General features: G+C 63.3%; 21 protein-coding genes, 1 tRNA gene and 1 pseudogene. 9 read left to right on the top strand and 14 right to left on the bottom strand.

Going from position 1 to position 22,259, the window contains the following annotated elements:
- Nucleotides 1–36: 36 nt before the first annotated feature.
- Entirely contained in the window at nucleotides 37–459 is a 423-nt protein-coding gene (locus JHD07_RS04140) for a hypothetical protein (protein WP_291619283.1), read from the top strand.
- A 156-nt stretch (nucleotides 460–615) separates the two neighbouring features.
- Here the strand turns inward: JHD07_RS04140 and JHD07_RS04145 are convergent, their stop codons facing one another.
- From JHD07_RS04145 to JHD07_RS04190, 10 genes and pseudogenes are all read right to left on the bottom strand, one after another.
- Nucleotides 616–1,521 (bottom strand): haloalkane dehalogenase, encoded by a 906-nt coding sequence (locus JHD07_RS04145; protein ID WP_291619285.1) that lies wholly within the window; start codon nucleotides 1,519–1,521, stop codon nucleotides 616–618.
- Entirely contained in the window at nucleotides 1,518–2,093 is a 576-nt protein-coding gene (locus JHD07_RS04150; RefSeq protein WP_291619287.1) for a TetR/AcrR family transcriptional regulator, read from the bottom strand. The genes JHD07_RS04145 and JHD07_RS04150 overlap by 4 nt, the downstream gene beginning before the upstream one ends.
- 714 nt (nucleotides 2,094–2,807) lie before the next feature.
- Complete coding sequence (locus tag JHD07_RS04155) at nucleotides 2,808–4,553, bottom strand: reverse transcriptase domain-containing protein (protein WP_291619289.1); 1,746 nt, start codon at nucleotides 4,551–4,553, stop codon at nucleotides 2,808–2,810.
- Nucleotides 4,554–4,816: 263 nt separating this feature from the next.
- A pseudogene (locus JHD07_RS04160) lies at nucleotides 4,817–5,631 on the bottom strand (IS3 family transposase).
- A gap of 3 nt (nucleotides 5,632–5,634) precedes the next feature.
- Nucleotides 5,635–6,057, bottom strand: coding sequence for a helix-turn-helix domain-containing protein (locus tag JHD07_RS04165; protein WP_291619292.1), 423 nt, complete (start codon nucleotides 6,055–6,057; stop codon nucleotides 5,635–5,637).
- Between the two features lie 406 nt (nucleotides 6,058–6,463).
- Entirely contained in the window at nucleotides 6,464–6,700 is a 237-nt protein-coding gene (locus tag JHD07_RS04170) for a hypothetical protein (protein WP_291619294.1), read from the bottom strand.
- A gap of 396 nt (nucleotides 6,701–7,096) precedes the next feature.
- The gene (locus JHD07_RS04175) at nucleotides 7,097–8,287 is read right to left on the bottom strand and encodes an XRE family transcriptional regulator (protein ID WP_291619296.1); all 1,191 of its coding nucleotides are present in this window, start codon (nucleotides 8,285–8,287) and stop codon (nucleotides 7,097–7,099) included.
- A complete protein-coding gene (locus tag JHD07_RS04180) occupies nucleotides 8,274–8,915 on the bottom strand; it encodes a hypothetical protein (RefSeq protein ID WP_291619298.1) in 642 nt (213 codons plus the stop codon). The genes JHD07_RS04175 and JHD07_RS04180 overlap by 14 nt, the downstream gene beginning before the upstream one ends.
- Before the next feature lie 191 nt (nucleotides 8,916–9,106).
- Nucleotides 9,107–9,179: transfer RNA gene (locus tag JHD07_RS04185), tRNA-Ile, on the bottom strand.
- 344 nt (nucleotides 9,180–9,523) lie between these two features.
- The gene (locus JHD07_RS04190) at nucleotides 9,524–10,498 is read right to left on the bottom strand and encodes a tripartite tricarboxylate transporter substrate binding protein (protein ID WP_291619300.1); all 975 of its coding nucleotides are present in this window, start codon (nucleotides 10,496–10,498) and stop codon (nucleotides 9,524–9,526) included.
- A 106-nt stretch (nucleotides 10,499–10,604) separates the two neighbouring features.
- On the opposite strand from JHD07_RS04190, the gene JHD07_RS04195 reads away from it, so the two are divergent.
- The gene (locus tag JHD07_RS04195) at nucleotides 10,605–11,564 is read left to right on the top strand and encodes a TAXI family TRAP transporter solute-binding subunit (RefSeq protein ID WP_291619302.1); all 960 of its coding nucleotides are present in this window, start codon (nucleotides 10,605–10,607) and stop codon (nucleotides 11,562–11,564) included.
- A gap of 76 nt (nucleotides 11,565–11,640) precedes the next feature.
- Here JHD07_RS04195 and JHD07_RS04200 read toward each other — a convergent pair whose 3' ends face one another.
- Together JHD07_RS04200 and JHD07_RS04205 are read right to left on the bottom strand one after the other, a co-directional pair.
- Nucleotides 11,641–12,855, bottom strand: a complete 1,215-nt coding sequence (locus JHD07_RS04200) for an ABC transporter substrate-binding protein (protein ID WP_291619304.1) — start codon at nucleotides 12,853–12,855, stop codon at nucleotides 11,641–11,643.
- A 100-nt stretch (nucleotides 12,856–12,955) separates the two neighbouring features.
- On the bottom strand, nucleotides 12,956–13,849 hold the full coding sequence (locus JHD07_RS04205; RefSeq protein WP_291619306.1) for a helix-turn-helix transcriptional regulator: 894 nt from the start codon (nucleotides 13,847–13,849) through the stop codon (nucleotides 12,956–12,958).
- Between the two features lie 252 nt (nucleotides 13,850–14,101).
- Between JHD07_RS04205 and JHD07_RS04210 the strand changes: the two genes are divergently transcribed.
- From JHD07_RS04210 to JHD07_RS04225, 4 genes are all read left to right on the top strand, one after another.
- On the top strand, nucleotides 14,102–14,935 hold the full coding sequence (locus JHD07_RS04210) for a substrate-binding domain-containing protein (protein ID WP_291619308.1): 834 nt from the start codon (nucleotides 14,102–14,104) through the stop codon (nucleotides 14,933–14,935).
- 54 nt (nucleotides 14,936–14,989) lie between these two features.
- On the top strand, nucleotides 14,990–16,096 hold the full coding sequence (locus JHD07_RS04215) for a molybdopterin-binding protein (RefSeq protein ID WP_291619310.1): 1,107 nt from the start codon (nucleotides 14,990–14,992) through the stop codon (nucleotides 16,094–16,096).
- Between the two features lie 13 nt (nucleotides 16,097–16,109).
- The gene (locus tag JHD07_RS04220) at nucleotides 16,110–18,059 is read left to right on the top strand and encodes a molybdopterin biosynthesis protein (RefSeq protein WP_291619313.1); all 1,950 of its coding nucleotides are present in this window, start codon (nucleotides 16,110–16,112) and stop codon (nucleotides 18,057–18,059) included.
- 71 nt (nucleotides 18,060–18,130) lie between these two features.
- Nucleotides 18,131–18,430 (top strand): hypothetical protein, encoded by a 300-nt coding sequence (locus JHD07_RS04225; RefSeq protein WP_291619315.1) that lies wholly within the window; start codon nucleotides 18,131–18,133, stop codon nucleotides 18,428–18,430.
- 5 nt (nucleotides 18,431–18,435) lie between these two features.
- Here JHD07_RS04225 and mobA read toward each other — a convergent pair whose 3' ends face one another.
- Both mobA and JHD07_RS04235 read right to left on the bottom strand, forming a co-directional pair.
- A complete protein-coding gene (mobA, locus tag JHD07_RS04230) occupies nucleotides 18,436–19,071 on the bottom strand; it encodes a molybdenum cofactor guanylyltransferase MobA (protein ID WP_291619344.1) in 636 nt (211 codons plus the stop codon).
- A gap of 1 nt (nucleotide 19,072) precedes the next feature.
- Complete coding sequence (locus tag JHD07_RS04235; protein WP_291619317.1) at nucleotides 19,073–19,963, bottom strand: formate dehydrogenase accessory sulfurtransferase FdhD; 891 nt, start codon at nucleotides 19,961–19,963, stop codon at nucleotides 19,073–19,075.
- Between the two features lie 102 nt (nucleotides 19,964–20,065).
- Here JHD07_RS04235 and mobB point away from each other — a divergent pair, with 102 nt between their 5' ends.
- The 3 genes from mobB to JHD07_RS04250 are packed head-to-tail and all read left to right on the top strand — an operon-like array spanning nucleotide 20,066 to nucleotide 22,138.
- A complete protein-coding gene (gene mobB, locus JHD07_RS04240) occupies nucleotides 20,066–20,593 on the top strand; it encodes a molybdopterin-guanine dinucleotide biosynthesis protein B (protein ID WP_291619319.1) in 528 nt (175 codons plus the stop codon).
- A 9-nt stretch (nucleotides 20,594–20,602) separates the two neighbouring features.
- Nucleotides 20,603–21,859 (top strand): gephyrin-like molybdotransferase Glp, encoded by a 1,257-nt coding sequence (glp, locus tag JHD07_RS04245; protein WP_291619321.1) that lies wholly within the window; start codon nucleotides 20,603–20,605, stop codon nucleotides 21,857–21,859.
- Between the two features lie 45 nt (nucleotides 21,860–21,904).
- Nucleotides 21,905–22,138 carry a sulfurtransferase TusA family protein gene (locus tag JHD07_RS04250; protein WP_036011410.1) on the top strand — a complete coding sequence of 78 codons (234 nt, stop codon included), beginning with the start codon at nucleotides 21,905–21,907 and terminating at the stop codon, nucleotides 22,136–22,138.
- The last annotated feature ends 121 nt before the right edge of the window (nucleotides 22,139–22,259 follow it).

The raw sequence follows: 22,259 nt of genomic DNA on the forward strand, positions 1-22,259 counted from the left end.
CTCTGGCGCTGACTGATCCAGAGCGGGGCGCGGGGCGTGAATTTCCAGGTGACGGTATTGAAGATCCTGGTGAGCTATCCGGACGGCTTTGCCGTCATGGAAGACCTCAAGCGCGACATGGCCATCCTGGCAACCAGTGGCCGCGATTGGGCCGACCGCACGAAGCGTCTCGCCAGCCGGGTGCCGGACCTCGACATCTTTTCGCAAGGGCTGGTCGAGCGCATCAGCGGTGGTTGGCGATTGACGTCCAAGGGGCGAGATGTCTTGGCGTTCATGGAAGCCCGCCCGGCACCGAGCGAGCCAAGCCCGGCATCCGTGGTCGATGAAGCGTCCCAGCCGGCATTCGAGATTGCGCCGCTTCCCCCGCTGCCGCAGCTAGCTGACCGCGCCAAGCGGCGGCGCGAGCGCCGAGAGCGCCGCCGCGAAGCCCGCGAACGGGCAAGGGCGAACGCGTCCTGAACCCGCCGGCAAACAGCTGCGCAAACTCGCCCAGTCGCGACGGTAAAGGCGGCGAATTGCTGCCATCAGCTCGCGGCATTGCCTCCGGCCCCGTGAATGAAGAGCAACGGAGCTCGGGCGCGCACATGTCGATTGCGGACTCCGAGAAGAATGCATTTACTTCAGGAGCGGCAGCGTGCCCGCCAGAACCTGCTCGCCGTATTCCTGTAGAAAATGCCCGCCCTCAGGGATGTGTAACGGAGCCTGGCATCCACGAATCATCTTTGCCAAAGCGAGCATGACGGGCGGGCCGAGCACAGGATCCTTTTCGCCGATCGCCATCGCCGTTCGACCGGACCACCCGGTAGACCACCATTCTCTCGCACGGCGCGACAGCGCTGCGCCTTCTGCCTCGGGATGATCAGGCACGAGATTGGGGAAGCGACGTACGCCGGCCTTGAAGGTGGCATCCGGAAACGGGGCCTCATACGCCGCAGCTTCGGCGTCCGAGAGGATCGGTGTCGAACGCTTCATGAGGGCCGCAATCGGCATATCCGGGTTCTTGTTGTTCCAAGCGCGCCAATCCAGAAAGCCCTGAGTGAGAGGTCCATCGCCCGTACCGAGAGTGGTATTCATGACGAGCAACGCTTCGAAGCGGTCCGGCATGTCCATGGGGATCGTAAGGCCGAGTAAGCCGCCCCAGTCCTGGCACACGAGGGTAATGCGTTGGATATCGAGGCTTTCGATGAACGCAATCAGGCTGTCGCGGTGAAAATTGAAGGTGTAGACTGCCTCCTCTCGCGGCTTGTCCGATCGGCCGAAGCCAAACATATCGGGTGCAATAACCCTGTAACCGGCAGCCGTCAGACCAGGAATCATTTTACGATAAAGATATGACCAGGTCGGCTGCCCGTGAAGACATAGGGCTGCGCGGCCATTCGAAGCGCCGGTAGGCGGAACGTCGATATAGTGCATTCTCAGCGACGGCTTTGTGCGCAAAGGAAACATGTAGTTTGGCTTGTAGGCGTAGCCCGGCAGATTGCTGAACCGGTTGTCCTCAGTACGCAGGGCGGTGATAGTCATGACGTTCTCCTCGGGTTGCGACGGTCGCCAATATGAGGTGACGACGTTGCGATGGCGACACGAAGCATGCCGATCATGGTCCGAACCTGTACGCGGCGGCGGTCGCCAGGAACACGGCGCCGGCTCTCGACACGCAGTCCCTCGTTGAGCGTCATGATGATGTCCGCCCAAATCTCGGCATCGGAGAGTGGAAGTCCTGCAGCGACCAGGGTGTCGACGAACAAGGCATTCATGCGCTGCAACAGATCGCTCGCTCGCGAACGAAGGCCATCATCAACACCGGCAGCCTCCAGCACAGTGTTCACCATCATGCAGCCCCACGTGTCGCGTACCGCGCCGACTCCATCGAAACTGTGCGCAAAGAAGTGCTCGATCGCATCGACCGGCGGCATAGTTGTGCGCGCGTCCAGAAGAAGCTGCCGTGTTCGTTCGGCAAACAGGTCCAGGCATTCAATGAACAAGGCGCGCTTCTCACCGAAGCTCGCATAGAAACTGCTACGGCTCAGGCCTGTGGCCGCTGTCAGGTCTGCGAGGGACGTGGCCAGATATCCCTTGCGCCAGAACAGTGCCAATGCCCTATCGCGCGCTTTTACACGGTCAAATTCGACGGGTCTTGCCATTGGAATTATACTGGATCGATTGGTCCATAACTGTCAACTCTCGCAAATGGCGTGCGTCTTATCGGCCACGTCAAAAGCGATCGACAATTTAGTGCACTGGCTGGAGACTAGCGTCCAAGGGGCGAGACATATTGGAGTTCATGGAAGCCCGCCGGCACCAAGCGAGCCGAGCCTGGCATCGCTGGTCAATGAGACGTCGCAGCCGGTCTTGGAGATTGCGCCGCTTCCCCCGCTGCCGCAGGCAGCGTACCGGGCCAAGCCGAGGCGCGAGCGCCGAGAGCGCCGCCGCGAAGCCCGCTTAACGCGAACGCGTCTTGAGCCGGGAGTGAGGAACGGCGCCGAGCGAGCGGTCGATCGCAAGCCCCCTGAAGGGGCTGATTATTGAGTGCACTGTCACCGTAATCCAATATAAGGCCCGGCCAATATAAGGCCCGGCCTACCTGACTGAAATATCTGAAATCGACTGCGAGTGGGTGCGATCCTGGCTCCGCAGTTACCCTCTGAATTGCATTGAAAGTACCACTCTTGTCTAAAACGATTTCGTGCACTGTCGCCGTAATGGCAGCTTCAGTCCACAGCTTCAGTGCCTCGCTGGGTTAACGACGGGCCGCCGAGTTGAGCCGGAATGACTGAGAAGGCGCCGTCAAGAGAAGCCAAATCGACTGATTACCCCTCCCCGCTATACGTGGAACGATGCGCGTTGAACGCTCCCGGACCGGATGCATTCGGAAGTGAAAACAGAAGCCTTTGTACCGCGGAGATAGGGATGACCTCGCACGGCACCAGCGGATCACCCTCCGATGGTCCTTTGGCGCCGAGGCCGATCACTGCTCCACGCGCATCCAATGCGGGGCCGCCGGATACGCCGTCAGGAATACCTTTCTCGATGAGATAGCGCACGGTTGTGTCACCCATCCATATTGGATGTCGTGAACGGTCATAGGTCGCGATCACTTCGGTTCTCGCTATTGAGATTGACCCCTCCGGAAATTTTGCGGGGAAGCCGGCGACCCGCACCTCATCTCCTATTGCAGCCGCGGTTGCCGAAGCCTCCAGCTCGACGCTTGGTGGAGGCAACATGGTGTCGAGAACCTCGAGGATCGCAACGTCGGCCAGCGCGTCAGCTTTAAGAGGCCGCACACGATACTTCATGTGTTTGCGATCGGGATGATAGATTTGCATCTCGTCGCCGGTGCAATGTTCGCAGGTCACCAGGCCGACACCTTTCAAGAAGAACGCGGTCCCTGTGAAATGCTCGCGCACGGGCGCTGAACCGCCGGTCGACGGACCAACATACTTTACGATGTCGAGGCAGTAGGTACTCGCCTTCAATAGTTCGATTGATGAGGCAGGGAGCAATCTGAAAGCTGCGGTTCGCCTGTCGGGGAGGCCGTTAAAGCGGAGGAGGAGCTTTCTGCAGACAGGCTCGATTTCGCCTTGCACCGATTTCAGAAACTCCAGTTTTCCGCGCAGAATAAATTCAAAATCATCCTGATCGTGCTTGCGCAGGCGTCCTTCGGATTTCCTCCATTTGGTTAGGTGCTCTTCTTCAGCGGCTTCCCGGCCAAATTTTTCCCAGGCATGCATCATAGCCCTGATCTGCCGCACGAACGTCCGCGGCACGTTCAGCTTCTCATTGACGATCAGGCCCGTGACTTCCTGGCGGTTTCCCCGTCCACTGAGCCGCGATTTGCTTTCATTCAGTTTGAAATCGTTGCTCTCGATTACGCTCCGCAACGCATCACCGATAATCAAAGTAGGTCTTTCGCTGTCATCGAGATGTGCGAGCGCGTGAGGAAATTTTGATGCGCCGGTAGAGATGGTTATGTCATCGGCGTAACGTGTGTATCGGCATCGAAACTTCCGGCAGAGTCTGCTGAGCTCCCCATCGAGTCGGTCGGCCACCATGTTCGATAGCACTGGCGAGAGGGCGCCGCCCTGCGGCAGCCTCCCTGAAACGCACGCCGCGTTGGCAAGCGCGTGGGCGATGGGCGCTGTTAAATTGAATGGATTAGCCTCCAGCCGCCCCTTGATGCGGCCAAAAGTGACCGAGTGGAAGAAGTCCTGCAGATCGAGACTAAGCACCCATCTGGCTTTAAGATGGACGCGGGCATTCGTCAGAATGCTTCGTTCCTTTAGGAAGCCGTGCACGACACCCCGAGGTCGGTACAGCTCGTCGACGAGCGGTCGTAGTGCATGCTGAATTCTGAGCAGCGGCCATCGCGGGGCCTCGATCAGCCGCTCGCCGCGGCTGCGTTTCGGAAGATTGAATTGGCGGTACTTCAGCGTGCCCGGAATAACGTAAACAATATAGGCGAACCGTCGAAAGCTGAGGCCGATCGCTGAAGCGAGCTGACGGGGTAGATAGATGGTCTGGAGGAGCGGCGGTAGTGGTGGCGTTGGCGCGGGCAATCTCGCTCTTCCCCGATCCGTGTGCATTGGATCGTCGCATAGTTCAGCATTCGGTCGGCGATGAAGTAACCCTTCTCCGCACGTGTCGCAGGAACACAACACATGTTGATCTTCCCGCGCCAACGGCCGGATATTAACGAAGAAGATCCCTCAGGCAATCTGCAACCGAAGGTTACCCACAAGGGGATGTAGTTGAGTGCACTGGACTGCACCCCTGAACTGAGACACGATAATTACAGTGACAGCGGGGTTGTCACGATGCCTTACTGCGCATTGTTTTGCGCGAAGGCGGTTTCGAACTCAAGGGGCGATTGGTATCCGAGCGCCGAGTGCAGGCGCTCCTTGTTGTAGACCTCCGCGATGAAGCTGTTGATACGGCGACGGGCGTCGTTGAGATCGGCGAAGGCATGCCGTTGACCTCCTCGGCCTTGAGGGTTTTCATGAAGCTTTCGGCCTTGGCGTTGTCGAAGGGGTTTCCTGGCCTGCTCATGCTGATGGTGATGTCGCGGTCGGCGAGCTGCTGGCGGTAGGCAATGGAAGCGTATTGCACGCCGCGATCGGAGTGATGGATCAGGCTACCGGGCTTCGGTTTTCGAGCGTCGAGGGCCTTCTCCAACGCGGCGATGGCGAGAGAGGCATCGAGGGTGTCTTCAAAGGCCCAGCCGACGGCCTTGCGGGAGAATGCATCCAGTATGACGGCGAGATAGGCGAAGGTCTTGGCAAGGTGGACATAGGTGATGTCGGCGACCCAGATCTGGTCGGGTGCGGACGGCACCAGGCCCCGCACCAGATTGGGGACGACGAGGACGCCCGTTGGCGGCTGCGCAGGCGGCTTCAGGAACGGCGTCTTGCGCTGCGCCAGCAGGTTGTCTTCGCGCATAAGCCTCAGGATTTTCTTGGCATTTACGACCATACCTTGGCGTCTTAGGCAGGCTGTCACCCGCCGATAGCCGTAGAAAGGGTGCTTGAGGCAAATGCGCTGGAGCTGGTCACGCAGCTCGCACTCGGCCACCTCACGACTGCGCCTGTTGAGATGCCGGTAGTAGGTCGCGCGCGGCAGGCCCGCGAGGCGGCACAAGCGCTACACGTCGGCGTTGGCGTTGGTTCTCTCCGAGGTCATGGCTTGGATGACTTCGATGATGCGGATGCGGGTTTGCCTTGCGCTGCCGGCCGGTCCAATGCCCGCAAGGCGTTCCGAAAAAAATCGAGGTCCATCTGCTGGCGGCCCACCAGCCGCTCGAGCTCGGCAATGCGGGCGTTTGCCCGCGCGAGGGCAGAACGCTTGTCGTCGTATGAGTTTGCGAGGGCCTGGCTTGGGTCCCGGCTTCCGGTTCAATCCATCCGGCCCATCGGCCTTCCAGGCCTTGACCCAGTCATGGAGACTCTTGCGGGAGATTCCAAGTTCGCGAGCCACGGGGAGCACACCTTCGCCCCGCTCGACCCGTTTGATCGCTTTGATTTTGTAAGCTGTCGGAAATTGACGCTTCTTTCCTCGTCCTGCCACAGGTCATCCTCGAAATGCCTGTCACTGTAATTATCGTGTCACAGTTCAGGGGTGCAGTCCAGCACTGTCACCGTAATCCGAGAGTTCGACGAATTGCAGGACGTGGGTGGTCATGATGGAGGACCTTTTCAAGCCCAATATAAGGCCCGGCCCCACCTAACTGCAATATCTGAAATCGACTGCGAGTTGGTGCGGTCCTGGCTCTGCAGTTGCCCCTCCTGAAATGCATTGAAAGTGCACTCTTGTCTCAAACGATTTAGTGCACTGTCACCGTAATCTTGGCGGATAGTTTGAATCCGCGGCAGATCGAGCGACTATCGCGCTCGGTCTAGCCGCATTTCAAATATATCCCGGGGCTCAGATGGCTTGGCGCAACTGATGGAGCGGTCAGCTTCCAGCGTTAAGCCTATTGCTTCTTCGGCATCATCTTGACGGACCCGTGCGACTCCCCTGGACCTAGCAGTTTCGTCCCGTGCGGCCCTGGCTGTCCCGGCGTCATTTTAGTGCCGCCACCTACTTTCTCGCCATCATTCATCATCCGTCGACCTTGAGCATCCGTTTCCCCAGGGTTCATCCGCTGAACTTGGGCAGATGCGCTGCTAATTGAGAAGGAAATAAAAAGGACAGAAAGGAACTTCAGCATGGCCGTCACTCCCTAAAGGTTGGTCATCGAAGCTCGGCCATTCCCCGCAGAAATTTCAAACTGATCAATGCGACTTGAAGGCGCATCCGGCAACGAATACTCGCCGAATGCGACAGATGGCCTGCCCTAACTTCTGCCTACGTTGACCTCCGCGGCGAGTTTTTTGCTGCGGGATAGTGAAGTGTGCGCAGAAAGCGACATGGCAGGTTCGGAAAGGAAATAAAGCGATCGACGGCGGAGGAGTTCGCGCGCTCGCTTCAGCTCTTCACCGAGGCCACCGACACAAGGTCGGAAGTATTTAAGCCGGACGGACTGCCGCACTTCGCGGCGCTTGTGAGAGCGCCAGTTTGTTGGTCAAAGGGCGAGTACTTGCTACCAATCTCCGCATGAGCCAGCCTATTTGAGTGTCGGCTCAACAGGAGATTGACCACGACCCGTCAGAGTTCCGGGCGGGAGAGCACAGAAGGTCTCGATCCATCCAGCGCTCAGAGCGAGTTCGTTCAGAATGTCTTCGGGGTGCTTTTTCCCGCTCTCCAGCACAAGTTCGACCGCTCTCCTTAGCAGGCGAGGCTGCTCAATCGGGATTTTGCGAGGATCATCAAGTGGCTCCTTTTTGCGCCAGCGCCGGAAAGATATCTGCTTGTAGAGATTTAGCGCCTGATCGCCGTCGATAACGTCAAGATCGCGGCATCGATAGACCATAGCTTGAATGGATACCTTCCATCGTTCTTTGAGTGGCACGAAGGCGTCCAGGCGCGTGGTGTATACCTCGTTCGGGAACGAGTTGCTGGGTAGCAGGAAGGCTCCCGCGAACTTGTCGGCCTCGGCTTCAATTGCCTTTAGCGTGGTCTTATCTTCGAGGTCGGACTGCTCGACCCATCTATGTAAAATGAGATGACCTAGCTCATGTGCCAGGTCGTACCGCAATCGGACACCGGCTTCCTTCTCGGAAGCCATGAATATGAATGGTCGCGCTCCATTCCAGAACGAAAATGCCTCGACGTTCTCGCCCTGCATTTCGTACCGACAGATGACGATGCCTTTTGCTTCCAACAAAGCCAGCACGTTGGAGATCGGGCCAGGACCAAGCCCCCATAGTTTCCGAAGACTGAGAGCGATCTCATCGATCTCCTCGAATTCGTAACGGCCTGAGGAACTAGCGGGAGCACATTCCGGCAGAGAAGGGAGCGGGTAGTTGACAAGGCCATCGAAGTATCGTGCCGTTTGCACGAACCAGTCGCCCAAGACCGCGGTCGCTTCGTTTCGACGAAGCGTTTCAGGTCCGAATTTACGATAGAAGCGGGCGCCTGCGGATCCGAACGCAGGTCCGTCAGGAGTTGTGAAGAAATTTACAGGCTGGCGAAGCTCATCGGATATTTTTTGGAATGTGGCAGGCTCCGGCGATTTGTCGCCACGCTCGTAGGCCGAGATCGCCTGTCGAGACACACCGATGCGATCGCCAAGATCGCCTTGCGACAATCTTGCGACTTTCCGCGCATCGCGCAGCTTTGATGGAATCAAAAGCCGCCCGGCTTGGTGCGCTCGGGCGGCGGGAGAGGGAAACTGAACTACTCTATTGGTCCCCATTGTCTCTACGCCATTTGTCGATTTCTTCTTTAAGGGTCACCACAGCTTCGATGTCAGTGTCTTCAGGCGGCGGCTCGGGCGAACTCACGACGTGTGGCAGCAGCATCAGATTGGGCGAGCGGTAGTGGTACCCTTTCTGCTGATCCTCCCGGGGCAACCCGAGGTGCGCGAAGTTCAGGGTTTGATAGCCGTGGAACAGCAAGATGTGCGGGGCGCCGCCGGCGTCTTCGCCTTCTGGCTTCAGTCCCGCCAGCCAGCCTTGTCCATTCAACCGCTTGTTTGCTCGGAACGCTACGTCTCGGGGTTGCTTCGAAGGGTCAGCGACTTGGCTTATCGTCACTGCGGAGTGTGAAGGAAGTATTTCGAGATACCGGCCGGTCGGGCGCTCAAACCAGCGCCACCGGAAATCGAATGGCCACTGACCACTCATGCAAAGCCGCTCGAAGCCGAGATCGACGGCCCATTGAATGATGCGGCCTCTGTTGTCCTGGGCGCTCGTGACGTTCAGGATTGGCTCATCCTTGATAAGGAGAGCGGCGGCTTCGTATGCAGTCTTCAGCGTGGCGGGAATGAAGGTCCGTAACGCCAGCGGGATCTGGTCTCGGAGAAAGGCTTCGGCGCAGTCCACGTTTTCCTCGATTCTGGTTGCCCAAGCGCGCGCGCAACCTTATCCGAAAAAAGTCGGATTTTGTCAACCAGTTATTTTGAGGCTCGTCGGTGTTCAAGGCGATCCGAACACATCGAGGTCGTAGCTGTGGCGGCAATTGCGGTAAGAAATCGACGCCGCTTTGGTCTGCTTTAAGCTGTTGATCTCACTAGTGGGCCCGGCAGGACTCGAACCTGCAACCAGACCGTTATGAGCGGCCGGCTCTAACCATTGAGCTACAGGCCCCGCCGCGAGGCGGCCGCGTCAGGGGCGGCCGGCAACGGTGCGCGGTTCGTTTACAGGGCCTGAGGCGGGGGTGCAATCCTCAAGCGTTTTCAAGGCGATCCAGGGGAACGCCAAGCTGCGCGAACGCGTGGCGCGGGTTGGTCAGTGAATTCGGAATAGTCGCATTATGCCACTGTATTGCCCGACGAGTCAAAGGATTCGAGGCGTTCGGCGGGGCCTGTGTGTGGCGCTTCGCTAAGCCCCTGCGATTGCTCAAGTCTTCTACTGTGCATGGGGTTGTTTTCGCAACTTTGTTCGAGAGGGCCTGTTGGCCCCCTCGAATCTTGTGCCGGCGAGGTCGCCGCCTAGTCCACCGAGACCCCGGCGAACTCCACCACCTTGCGCCACTTCGCGGTCTCGTCCGCGACCAGCTTGCCGAACTCGGCTGATGTCATCGGCTTGGGGATGCCGCCGGTCTCGGCGAGCTTGGCCACCAGCTTGGGGTCCTTCAGCGCTTCGCCGACGGCCTTGTTGAGGGTCTCGATCACCTCGGGCGGGGTGCCCTTCGGCGCGGAGATGCCGTAGAAGCCGACCGATTCAAAGCCCGGCACGGTCTCGGCGATCGCGGGCACGTCGGGCACGCTCGGCCAGCGCTGCGGCGAGGTCACGCCCAGCGCGCGGACATTGCCGCCCTTCACCTGCTCCATCGCCGAGGGCAGATTGTCGAAGATCAGCTGCACCTTGTTGGAGATGATGTCGGGGAAGGCGATGGCCGAGCCGCGATAGGGCACGTGCACCATGTCGCACTTCGTCATCACCTTGAACAGCTCGGCCGACATGTGCACCGAGGTGCCGTTGCCGGAGGAGGCATAGGAGATCTTGCCGGGGTTGGCGCTGCAGTAGTCGATGAACTCCTTGACCGACTTCGGCGGGAACGCGTTGGAGACGACCAGCATGTTGGTGAGCTGCATGATGCTCGCCACCGGCACGGTGTCGCGCAGGAAGTCGAACGGCAGCTTCTTGTACAGCGAGGTCGAGATCGCGTTGTTGGGCGCGACGAACAGCAGCGTGTAGCCGTCCGGCGGCGCGTTGACCGCCGCGGCGGCGGCGATGTTGCCGCCGGAGCCGGTGCGGTTCTCGACGATGACCTGCTGCCCGAGCCGCTCCGATAGCCACTGCGCCATGATCCGCGCCACGATGTCGACCGGGCCGCCGGCGGAGAAGCCGATCAGCCAGTGTATGGGACGGTCGGGATAGGCGGCGGAGGCGGGAGGGGTAGTGCTGAAAAGACCAAACAGGACTGCGAGCCCGAACAAACCGCGACGCAAAATTCGCACCATGACGTCTCCCATTGCTTTATTGTCGTTGGCTCCATGCTTTCACAAAATCGGGTCGCTGCCTATATCGCCGCAAGTCGGTGTTGACGCAGGTCCGCCGGGAGCGACCATGAGATTCGCGATCCTCATCAGCGCGGCGCTGCTCGCCGGCCCCGCCGCCGCACAAACCGGAGGCACGGCGATTCCGACCACGACGATCAGGTTGGGAACAGCGACGCCGGGCGGCGGCTTCCCGCTCTACGGCAACGCCTTTGCCGAACTGATGAACGCGGCCGATCCGCTGGCGATCATCGTTCCCCGCAACACCAAGGGCAGTTCCGAGAACATCCCGCTGCTGGAGAAGGGCGAGCTCGATCTGGCGCTGGTCGCGGGCGAGCCGGCCTACGAGGCCTTCGCCGGCATCGGCCGCGCGCCGGTCCGCCTGAAGATCCTCACCGCGATCTATTCCAACCCCGGCCTGTTCGTGGTGCGCGCCGACAGCCCCTACAGGACCATCCGCGACCTCGTCGGCCAGAAGGTGGCGTTCGGCGCGAAGGGCTCGGGCCTGCCGGTCCTGGCGCGCTATGTGCTGGACGGTCTCGGCCTCAAGCAGGACGAGGACTTTGGGGCTGTCTATCTCGACCGCGCCGGCGACGGCCCCGCGATGGTCGAGGACGGCCGCGTCGCGGCGCTCTGGGGCGCCGGCATCGGCTGGCCCGGCTTTGCCGCGGTGGCCTCGAGCGCCTCGGGCGCGCGCTTCATCGCGCCCAGCGCGGAGGAGATGACGCGCATTCGTGCCAAGCACGCGTTCCTCAAGCCGCTGCTGGTGCCGGCGAACAGCTATCCAAACCAGACCGCGCCGATCGCCTCGCTGGGGTCGTGGAGCTTCGTCCTGACGCGCGAGGACCTGCCCGACGATGTCGCCTATCGCCTGGCGAAGACGCTGCACGGCATCGAGGCCGCGTTCTGCAAGAAGCTCGCGCAGGCCTGCGAGACGACAGCGTCGAACACCGTCGCCGCCGCGCCGAGGCCGGAGCTGATCCATCCCGGCGCGATGAAGTATTTCCGCGAGATTGGGCTGGTGAGATGACGGTCGCCTCAAGCGGCCGTCATTCCGGGTTCGGTGCTTCGCACCGCCCCGGAATGACGATCGCTTCAAGCGATCGTCACTTCTTCACCAGCGGACACGCCGGGTCCGGCGGGCCGAACGCCTTGTCGCCGGAGATGGTCGTGAGGATCTTGTAATAGTCCCATGGGTACTTGCTCTCCTCCGGCGTCTTCACCTGCACCAGCCAGAGGTCGTGCACCATCAGATTGTCCTCGCGCAGTTTGCCGTTGCGGGCGAAGAAATCCTCGATCGGCTTTTCCCGCATCTTGGCTGCGACCTTGAGCGGATCGTCGGTGCCGGTCTCCTTGATGGCGTTGAGATAGTGCATCACGCTGGAATAGACGCCGGCCTGCCACATCGACGGCATCTTGTTCATCTTGGCGAAATAGCGCTTCGACCATTCCCGCGTCTTGTCGTCCATGTCCCAGTAGAACGAGGTGGTCAGCAGCAGGCCCTGCGCGGCCTGAAGTCCGAGGCCGTGGATGTCGGTGATCAGCGCGAGCAGCGCCGCCATCTGCTGGCCGCCCTTGAACACGCCGAACTCCGAGCCGGTCTTGATCTCGTTCATGTTGTTGGGGGGGCCTGCGGCAATGCCGATGATCTTGGCCTTGGAGGCCTGCGCCTGCAGCACGAAGGAGGAGAGGTCGGGCGTTGCCAGCGGCGGCCGCACCGAGCCCAGCACCTTGCCGCCATTGGCGGTGACGACGGCGGAGGCGTCGCGCTCCAGCGAATGGCCGAAAGCGTAGTCGTCGGTGATGAAGAACCAGCTGTCGCCGCCGCGCTTGACCACGGCATCGGCGGTGCCGACCGCGAGCGCGCGGGTGTCGAACACCCACTGGATCGCGTAAGGCGAGCAGAACTTGCCGTGGAAATCGGCGGTGCCGGTGGAGTGGGTGATGAACAGCCGCTTCTTCTCGTTGGCGATGTTCTGCACCGCGAGCCCGACCGCCGAGACCGGAACGTCGACGATCAGATCGACCTGCTCGATGTCGTACCACCGCCGCGCCAGCGAGGCGCCGATGTCGGCCTTGAGCTGGTGGTCGCCGATCACGACGCTGATGGGCTTGCCGAGCACGGTGCCGCCAAAATCGTCGATCGCCATCTGCGCGGCGGTGACCGAGCCCTGGCCGGTCGGCGCGGAGGCCGGGCCGTTCATGTCAGTGAGAACGCCGATCTTGACGACGTCATCGGAAAGCTGCGCCATTGCGGCACCCGGCAGCAATGCTGTCACCAAGGCAGCCGCGACCGGCAGCCCAAATCTGGTTGGATTCACGTTTCTGCTCCCTGAGCCGGCGCGTTGGCCGGTGTTGCATCCGGGTGTGCCCCCGGCTGAATTGGTTTCTTTTGCAACTATTTGGGGGCGGGCGTCAACGTCAGGCCGCGAAGCGGATCAGCCCTGCGGGCGAGGGATCGTAGCCGGTCAGTTCCTCGGCGCGCTGGCGCAGCCGCCGTTCGTTCAGGAAGCGGAGCAAGGCCTGCATGGAGGGGCGGAAATAGCTGCGCTGCCGCATCGCGAGGTCGAGATTCTCCCAGGCCAGCGGCACGAAATCGAGCCCGGCCGAGCGCGCCGCGGCGCGCGTCGCGATCCCGCAATCGGCCTGGCCGGCGCGGACGATCTCGGCAAGGTCAGGGCCGGTCAAGGCCGGCGTCTCGATGCGGCGGAGATCCCGCATCGAGGCGCCCGCGCGCTTCAAGAGCACCTCGAGCAGCATCTGCGCGCCCGTGCCCTGTTGCCGCATTGCCATCCGGGCGCCGGCTGCGAGCACGTCGGTGAGGCAGTGCAGGCGCTTGGGATTGCCCTGCGGCAGCACCAGCCCCTCTTCGCGCCGCACGAACGCGACCAGCACCGCATCATGCAGGTCGGGAGCGGCCCGCAATGTTTCGACGCTGGCATCGCTGGCGAGATTGTCGGAAGCGTCGAGAGCGTGGAAGTGCACCGCCGCCGCCATGACCTCGTTCCGCTGCAGGCGCTCGAGCCCGCGCGCGCTGCCCTCGCTCATCGATCCGAGCCCTGAGCCGGATTCGCGCAGGCTCCAATCGAGCAATTCGTCGTGGCTGCCGCCGACGACCGGCGGCGGCGCCGCGATCAACATGCCGGCCGGACGCGCAAGGCCCGACAGGACCCAGAGGTCGAGCTCGTGCCGAGGGAACAGCCATTTTCCCGTCACCTTGCTGCAGGGGATCGCACCGGTGGTCACGAGCTCGTAAAGCTTGCGTTCGCCGAGCCGAAGATAATCGGCGGCCTCGCTGGTCGTCAGGAATTCCATCCTGCATTCCTATGCAAATTCTTGCTTCTTTTTGACGTCCGACGCAGGTGGAATTCTGCATTTCAGATTTTTGCCCGCGGCGACCATGCCCGATCATCTCGCTGCTTTGCAACACATCTGCGCACGCGATTACCGCCTTTGGTGAACGATCCCGAAGCTTCCCGTTGCCTATATTTCCCGGACAGACAGTGCAAAGCGCGTCACGAGTGCGGCGCAATCGATCATCATGATGACGTCACAGCCAATGGGAACTTGATCATGGCCCGCCTGTCCGTCGCCTTCGCGCTTCTCTGCGGCCTCGTCGCGGGGGCCGCGACGTCGTTGGCCGACGACCGCAGTATCGTGCTTGCCACGACGACCGCGACGCAGGAGTCCGGTCTGCTCGACTATCTGCTGCCGATCTTCCGCGACAAGACCGGCATCGAGGTGACCGTGATCGCGCGGCGCGCCGACGAGGTGCTCGACGGGGCGCGACGGGGCGAGGTCGATGTCGTGCTGATGCACGCGCGGCCTGTGGAGGAGAAGTTCGTCGCCGACGGGTTTGGCGTGAGACGCTACGACGTGATGTACACCGACTATGTGCTGATCGGGCCGAAGAGCGATCCCGCGGGTGTCAAGGGGAAGGACATCGCGACGGCGCTGAAGGCGATCGAAGCCAAGGGCGCGCCATTCGTGACGCGCGGCGATCGGTCAGGCACCCACGCCGCGGAACTCGCGCTCTGGATCGTCGCGGGGATCGACATCGCCGCCGCCAAGGGCGCCTGGTATCGCGAGGCCGGGCAGGGCATGGCCTCGGCGCTCCACGCAGCGCGCGCCGCAAATGCATATGTGCTGGCGGATCGCGGCAGCTGGATCGCCTTCAAAGATCGCGGCGATCTCGACATTGTCGTCGAAGGCGACAGGCGCCTGCTCAACCAGTACGGCGTGATGCTGGTGAACCCTGCGAAGTTCCCCAACGTGAAGAAGAACCTCGCGCAGGACTTCATCGACTGGCTGACGTCGCCGGAAGGGCAGACGGCGATCGCCGGCTACAAGGTCGACGGGCAGCAGCTGTTCTTCCCCAATTCGGACAGGTCCGGCGGCTGAGTCCGGGATCGCCGACGGTTGCCAAAGCAGGCGATGCATGGTCCATCATGGCGCATGACCCAGCGCCTGCCGCCATCGCTGACGCCGCTCGACACCGCGCTCGCTGCATTGCTGCGAGGCGTTGATCCCGTCGCGCCGGTGGAGGTGCCGCTGGCGGACGCGATCGGCTGTATCGCGACGGGCACTCCGCTGCTCGCGGCCTGTCCGTCACGCGACGTTGCCGCCGCGGACGGCTGGGCGCTTTCCGCCAATGATCTCGTCGGCGCGTCCGCTTACGCGCCGCTGCTCCTGAAAGAAGTACCGCCGTGGGTCGAGGTCGGTGACGCGATGCCGGCGGGATGCGACTGCGTGCTCGATGCCGATGCCATGGAGGTGTCGGGGCCGCTTGTCCAGGTGCAGGTGGATGGTGTGCCCGGACAGGGCGTCCGGCGTGCTGGCAACGACATCGCGGAAGGCACGCCGGCCGGCGCCGAGGGCCGTCCTATTGCTGCGGCCGATCTTCTGATTGCGCGCGTTGCTGGCCTGGACAAGCTTCGCATCAGGCGGCCGCGGCTGCGCATCGTCAACGTGCCGGGCGGAACGGCAACGATGCATATGATCGCCGGGATCGCGCGCGCTGCGGGACTGGACGTGGAGATGCGACAAGCTCGGGCACGCGACGACGCAGCGATTGCCGATGCGCTCGATGCGTCCCTTTGCGATCTCCTTCTGACGGTCGGCGGTAGCGGCGTCGGTCGCCGGGACGCTGTTATCACGGCCCTGGCCCAGCGCGGCGAGGTGATGGCGCACGGCCTTGCGCTGCAGCCGGGACGCACTGCCGCGGTCGGGCGGCTCGGGCAAGTTCCCGTCGCCGCCTTGCCCGGTTCGCCCGATTCCGCGCTTGGGGCCTGGCTCTCGCTCGTGCTGCCACTGGTCGACCGCCTGTCGGCGCGTCGGCCGCGCCAACGGGTGACCTTGCCCCTCGCGCGTAAAATCGCATCCAATGTCGGCATCGCCGAGATCGCTTTGTTGGCGGAGGAACATCGTGCCTGGGTGCCGCTTGCCGTGGGCGAATGGCCGCTTCAGGCGATCGCCCGTGCGGATGCTTGGCTACTGGTGTCCGCCAGCGACGAGGGATTTGCGGCGGGAACGCCGGTCGATGCCCATCCCATGCGGGCATGATATGGGTCGTGGCATGACGATGATCCCGAGATCACCAGACCGCAGCGAGCTCGAACAGGAGCAGTTTCTCAAGATCCTCTCGCGCGAGGAGGCGCTGGCGCGCTTCGAGGCGGCCTTGTTCCCGCGCGCTCTTCTCAGCGAGAAGCGCAAGCTCGCTGCTGCTCTGGGCGCTGCGCTCGCCGAAGACATCACCGCACCGATCGATGTGCCGCCGTTCGACCGCTCCAATGTCGACGGCTTTGCCGTGCGTTCCGCCGATCTTGCGGTGGCCGGCGAAGGCAAGCCCGTTCGCCTGACGCTGAACGGCGAGACCATCCATTGCGGCACCGCGCCGAGGCTGCAGGTGGCGGGCGGGACCGCGACGCCGATTGCCACCGGCGGTCCGCTGCCGCGCGGCGCCGATGCCGTCGTCATGGTCGAGCACACTCAGCCGGCCGGCTCGGAGGCGATCGATGTCCGTCGCGCCGTCTCGCCGGGGCAATTCGTCTCCTACGCCGGATCCGACATCGCGCGCGGCGAGGCGCTGCTGCGCGCCGGCACCATCATCGGCTCGCGCGAGATCGGCATGCTCGCGGCTTGCGGCATTGCCGAGGTGAGTGTCGCGCGCAAGCCGCGCGTCGCCGTGATCTCCACCGGCGACGAACTGGTCCAGCCCGGCCAGCCGCTCGGGCCAGCCGAGATCTACGACACCAACGGCGCCATCGTCGCGGCCGCCATCGACGAGAATGGCGGCGAGGCCGTTTTCCTCGGCGCTATTCCAGACGATGAAGTCAAGCTCGAAGCGGCGATGCGCCGCGCGCTTGCGGACGCCGACATGCTGGTGCTATCGGGCGGCACCTCGAAAGGCGCGGGCGATCTCTCCCATCGCATCATCGGGCGGCTCGGTGCGCCGGGCATCATTGCGCATGGCGTTGCGCTCAAGCCCGGCAAGCCGCTGTGCCTTGCGGTGTGCGACGGCAAGCCGGTGGTGATCCTGCCGGGTTTTCCGACCTCGGCGATGTTCACCTTCCATGACATGATCGTGCCGGTGCTGCGCAGGATGGCCGGCCTGCCGCCTCGCTCCGATGCCAGGGTGAACGCGACCGTGCCGGTGCGCATCGCCTCCGAGCTCGGCCGCACCGAGTTCGTCATGGTCTCGCTGGTCGAAGGCAGGGATGGCCTGATCGCCTATCCATCCGGCAAGGGATCCGGTGCGATCACGTCGTTCGCGCAGGCCGACGGATTCCTGCGCATCGATGCGCTGGCTGACCAAATGCCGGCCGGGACCGAAACCGAGGTGACGCTGTTCACGCCGCATGTGCGCGTGCCCGATCTTGTCATCGTCGGCAGCCATTGCACCGGCCTCGATCTCGTCACCGCGCCGCTCGCGCATGCCGGCCTGACCGTGCGCACGATCGCCATCGGCAGCCTCGGAGGATTGGCGGCGGCCAAGCGCGGCGAGTGCGACCTCGCGCCGATCCACCTGTTCGACGACAAGAGCGAGACCTACAACGCGCCTTATCTCGTCGATGGGCTTGAACTCGTGCCGGGCTGGCGGCGGATGCAGGGCATCGTCTTCCGCGAGGGCGACACGCGCTTCGAGGGCCTCAGTGCGAAGGACGCGGTTGCCGCTGCACTCGCCGACCCCGCCTGCATCATGGTGAACCGCAATCAGGGCGCCGGCACGCGTATCCTGATCGATCGCCTGCTCGGCGGTGCGCGCCCGGAAGGCTATTGGAACCAGCCGCGTTCGCACAATGCGGTCGCCGCGGCCGTCGCGCAGCACCGCGCCGATTGGGGCATGACCATTGCGCCGGTCGCCCACGCAGCCGGCCTCGGCTTCATTCCCCTGGCGGAAGAGCATTATGACTTCGCGCTGGTGACGGCGCGCAAGGACCGGCCGGCCGTGCGGGCCTTTCTCGACGCGCTTGGCTCGGCCGCGGCGCGCGTGGCACTAGAGCGCGCGGGTTTCCGGCCCGCGTAGAGACCAGTTCTCGTTCAAGACGTCATGAACTTGTGCGACCGCCGCCGCGACCAAGCAGCATGAGCCAAGCCATGACTGCGTCCACACCCCTCAATTTCCGCAAGTTTGCTGCCCTCGTCGCGGCGACGGGGACGCTGTTCTGGCTCTACACCTTCTACCACATCGCGAATGTCCCGCCCGGGGACGGCACCGGCTTTCAATGGCTCGCCGTCTTCCCGCTCGGCATGGTGTTCGGCCTGTTCTTCCTGCCGGCCTGGTTGCTGGTGGCGATCGGCCGACTGCCGCGGTTCAGCATTGTCGTCGGCCTCTGTGGCCTGATCGCCTTCGCGATCATCTGGGCGCAGCTGCTCAACGAGTTCCCGAAATCGTGAGATCGCTAGAAGGCGTCGTCGAGTGCCGCGAGCCGCTCCGCCTCGGCGATATCCTCGACCGTGTTGGCGTTGAAGAACGGATCGAGCGGCTCGGTAGGCCATGTCACCGTCGCCAGCCGATAGCGCGCGGTCCAGCGGTCGATCTTGCGGAGGTCTTCGACCACGAGCGCGTGGCGCAGCTCCTCGCGCAAGGCGACGCGCCACAGCCCGATCACCGGATGCGACTGCTCGCCTGACGCGGCCACCGCAAGCTGCGCGTTCTCGCCCGCGCGCGCCTCGTGCAGCCGCGCGACGAGATCGCGCGGCAGGAACGGACAGTCGCCGGCGGCGCTGAGCACCCACTCGATTTCCGGCCGGTTCGCCGCGCTCCAATCCAGCGCCGCGAGGATGCCGGCGAGCGGGCCCGGGAAGTCCGGGACGTCGTCAGCGACGACTTGCAGGCCAAACGCGGCAAAGCGGACGGGATCGCCGTTGGCGTTGAGGATCAGCCCGCTGCACTGGGGCGACAGGCGCGCGATGACGCGCTCCAGAATAGTGCGTCCACCGATGCTGCGCATCGGCTTGTCGCCGCCGCCCATGCGCCGTGCGAGGCCGCCGGCCAGCAGCACGCCGAGAGTCGGCGGAACATGCGTGGTTGGAATCCTAGTCGTCAACACCTTCGCCCTTGCGCTTGTGCTTGGCCGATTCCTCCTCGACGTAAGCGAGGTTCTGGTCGTAGACGATGCGCTCCTCGCCTGCGAGTGCGAGAAAGCGCTTGCCACGGGTGCGCCCGACCAGCGTCAGCCCGACCTGCCTTGCGAGATCGACGCCCCAAGCGGTGAAGCCGGAGCGCGACACCAGGATTGGAATGCCCATGCGCACGGTCTTGATCACCATCTCGGAGGTGAGGCGTCCCGTGGTGTAGAGGATCTTGTCGGACGCGTCGACGCCGTGGCGGTACATCCAGCCTGCGATCTTGTCCACGGCGTTGTGGCGGCCGACGTCCTCGGTGTAGCAGAGCGGGGCGCCCTCCTTGCACAGCACGCAGCCGTGGATCGCGCCGGCCTCGAGGTAGAGCGAGGGCATGGTGTTGATGGTCTGCGTCATCTGGTAGAGCCACGAGGTGCGCAGCTCGGCCTTGGGCAGTGCGACGCTCTCGACGGCCTCCAGCAGGTCGCCAAAGGCGGTGCCTTGCGCGCAGCCCGAAGTTTGCGTGCGCTTCTTCAGCTTGGCCTCGAAATTGGTGTGGTGCGAGGTGCGCACGACCACCACCTGGAGGTCGTCGTCGTACTCGACCTCGGTGACCACGTCGTTATATTTCAGCATGTTCTGGTTCAGCAGATAGCCGAGCGCGAGATATTCCGGATAGTCGCCGATCGTCATCATGGTGACGATCTCCTGCGCATTCAGGTAGAGCGTCAGTGGCCGCTCCATCGGCACCTTGATCTCGACCTTGGCGCCGGTCTGGTCTGTGCCGGTCACGCTCTGGGTCAGGCGGGGGTCGTCCGGATTGGGGACGATCAGGGGCACCGGGGCTTTGTCGATCTTCATCATGGCGGCGACGTTAGCATGACATTCGGGTCAAGCCGATATATGCATGCTCAAGACGATGGAGAAGGCGGTTCCGGCCGTGCGGCTGGCGGAGATCGAATTGCGATGAAAGTCATCGGCCTTGCGGGCTGGAGCGGTGCGGGCAAGACCACGCTGTTGACGCGGCTGATCCCGCATTTCAACGCGCAGGGCCTGCGCGTCTCCGTGATCAAGCATGCGCATCATCAGTTCGACGTCGACGTGCCAGGCAAGGATTCCTGGCGCCATCGCGAGGCCGGTGCGGCGGAGGTGCTGGTGGCTTCGTCGAACCGCTGGGCGCTGATGCATGAGCTGCGCGGGGCGGCGGAGCCGCGGCTGCCGGAGCTGCTCGACAAGCTCTCGGCGGTCGATCTCGTCGTGGTCGAGGGATTCAAGCGCGAGCCGCATCGCAAGATCGAGGTGCATCGTGCGGGCAATGGCAAGCCGCTGCTGTTTCCGGACGATCCCGGCATTGCCGGGATTGCGAGCGACGTCGCGATTGACACAAGGCTGCCGACTGTCCATCTGGACGACATCGTGGCTGCCGCGGCCTTGATGTTGCGTGCGGCGATGCCGGTCGAGGAAGCTTTGGCCAGAAGCGCCGCGATACGCTGACGAGGCACCATGGCGCAACTCTCGGACGATTGCTTTGCCTTCGGCGGCCCGATGATGTCGGTCGACGAAGCCGTTGGCCTCATCACGACCCGCGTCAACGCGATTGCCGACATCGAGACGGTGGCGCTGGTCGAGGGCGACGGACGCGTGCTCGCGGGCGATGTGGCGGCGCCTTTGCCGCTGCCGCCGTTCACCAACTCCGCCGTCGATGGTTACGCCGTGCGCAACGCCGACCTTCCGGCAAGCGCGGAGCAGGCGTTCTCGCTGGACGGCCGCATTCAGGCCGGCGGCCTTGCGCAAACGCCGATCAAGCCCGGCCACACCGTGCGTATCTTCACCGGCGCGCCGATGCCGCCGGATGCGGAGACCGTCTTCATGCAGGAGGACGTCCGCGTCGATGCTTCAGGCAGGATCGTCTTGCCGCCGGGGCTGAAGCGTGGGGCCAATGTTCGTCCCGCCGGCGAGGACATTCCGCAGGGTCACGTTGCGCTTCGCGCCGGCCAGCGCCTGCGACCGCAGCACGTCGCGCTTGCCGCAGCGTTCGGCCTGACCAGGCTAGACGTCGTCAGGCGCATCCGGGTCGCCGTGTTCTCGACAGGCGACGAACTGGCGTCACCCGGCGAGCCGCGCGCAGCCTCGCAGCTATACGATTCCAACCGCTTCATGCTGCTGGCGATGCTGCGGCGGCTCGGCTGCGAGGTTAGTGATCTCGGCATTCTTCGCGACGAGCGCACCTCGCTCGCGAGCGGCCTGAAGCAGGTTGCAGGCAGCCACGACCTGGTCCTCACCACCGGCGGTGTCTCGACCGGGGAGGAGGACCACGTCAAGGCTGCGGTTGAGAGCATCGGCTCGCTGGTGCTGTGGCGGATGGCGATCAAGCCGGGCCGGCCCGTGGCGATGGGCATCATCGACGGCACGCCGCTGATCGGACTTCCCGGCAATCCCGTCGCGAGCTTCGTGACATTCGTCCACGTGGTGCGACCGACGGTGTTGGCGCTGTCTGGCGCCTTGCCGGAGCCGCTCTTGCCCATCCCGGTGCGTGCGGCGTTTGCCTACAAGAAGAAGGCCGGCCGGCGCGAATATGTGCGCGCATCGCTGCGGCGCGCGCAGGACGGCGGGCTCGAGGCGGTCAAGTTTCCGCGCGAGGGCGCCGGGCTCTTGTCCTCGCTGGTCGAGACCGACGGCCTCGTCGAACTCGGCGAGGACGTCACGAACGTCGAGCCGGGGCAAGATGTCGGCTTCCTGCCGTACGCCAGCCTGATCTGATGTGTCCTCGTTGACGCAGCCGCTCAGCCTCGCCATGGTGCGGCCATGACCAGGACGACACTCGATCTCACCGGGCTGAAATGTCCGTTGCCGGCGCTCAAGACCCGGAAGGCGCTCAAGCCGCTCAAGGCGGGGGACCAGCTCGAAGTTCACTGCACCGATCCGCTCTCGGTCATCGATATTCCCAATCTGATCCGCGAGACCGGCGACAAGGTCGAGATCACCGAACGCAACGAGGCGCGCATCGTGTTCCTGGTCGAAAAAAGCGACGCCCCGTAGAAGGGCGAATGTTCGGCGGCCACCCTTGGGCTCCGCGGCTGAGGCGAAGTCGATAGGACTTCGCAATCGCAGCATGGGACGCCTTTATTGATCTCCCTCTCAATTCGGGCTTCGCTCGGCC

Origin of the sequence: Bradyrhizobium sp., from assembly GCF_016462955.1 — a bacterium.
In the GTDB taxonomy this organism is placed as follows: domain Bacteria; phylum Pseudomonadota; class Alphaproteobacteria; order Rhizobiales; family Xanthobacteraceae; genus Bradyrhizobium.

Bases quoted from the DNA above. Each gene is read 5' to 3' on its own strand.
- JHD07_RS04225 (WP_291619315.1), top strand. From the start codon at position 18,131: ATGACTGCGTCCACACCCCTCAATTTCCGCAAGTTTGCTGCCCTCGTC.
- JHD07_RS04215 (WP_291619310.1), top strand. From the start codon at position 14,990: ATGACCCAGCGCCTGCCGCCATCGCTGACGCCGCTCGACACCGCGCTC.
- mobB (WP_291619319.1), top strand. From the start codon at position 20,066: ATGAAAGTCATCGGCCTTGCGGGCTGGAGCGGTGCGGGCAAGACCACG.
- JHD07_RS04190 (WP_291619300.1), bottom strand. From the start codon at position 10,498: ATGGTGCGAATTTTGCGTCGCGGTTTGTTCGGGCTCGCAGTCCTGTTT.
- JHD07_RS04235 (WP_291619317.1), bottom strand. From the start codon at position 19,963: ATGATGAAGATCGACAAAGCCCCGGTGCCCCTGATCGTCCCCAATCCG.
- JHD07_RS04205 (WP_291619306.1), bottom strand. From the start codon at position 13,849: ATGGAATTCCTGACGACCAGCGAGGCCGCCGATTATCTTCGGCTCGGC.
- JHD07_RS04175 (WP_291619296.1), bottom strand. From the start codon at position 8,287: ATGGGGACCAATAGAGTAGTTCAGTTTCCCTCTCCCGCCGCCCGAGCG.
- JHD07_RS04145 (WP_291619285.1), bottom strand. From the start codon at position 1,521: ATGACTATCACCGCCCTGCGTACTGAGGACAACCGGTTCAGCAATCTG.
- JHD07_RS04220 (WP_291619313.1), top strand. From the start codon at position 16,110: ATGACGATGATCCCGAGATCACCAGACCGCAGCGAGCTCGAACAGGAG.
- JHD07_RS04195 (WP_291619302.1), top strand. From the start codon at position 10,605: ATGAGATTCGCGATCCTCATCAGCGCGGCGCTGCTCGCCGGCCCCGCC.
- JHD07_RS04170 (WP_291619294.1), bottom strand. From the start codon at position 6,700: ATGCTGAAGTTCCTTTCTGTCCTTTTTATTTCCTTCTCAATTAGCAGC.
- JHD07_RS04250 (WP_036011410.1), top strand. From the start codon at position 21,905: ATGACCAGGACGACACTCGATCTCACCGGGCTGAAATGTCCGTTGCCG.
- glp (WP_291619321.1), top strand. From the start codon at position 20,603: ATGGCGCAACTCTCGGACGATTGCTTTGCCTTCGGCGGCCCGATGATG.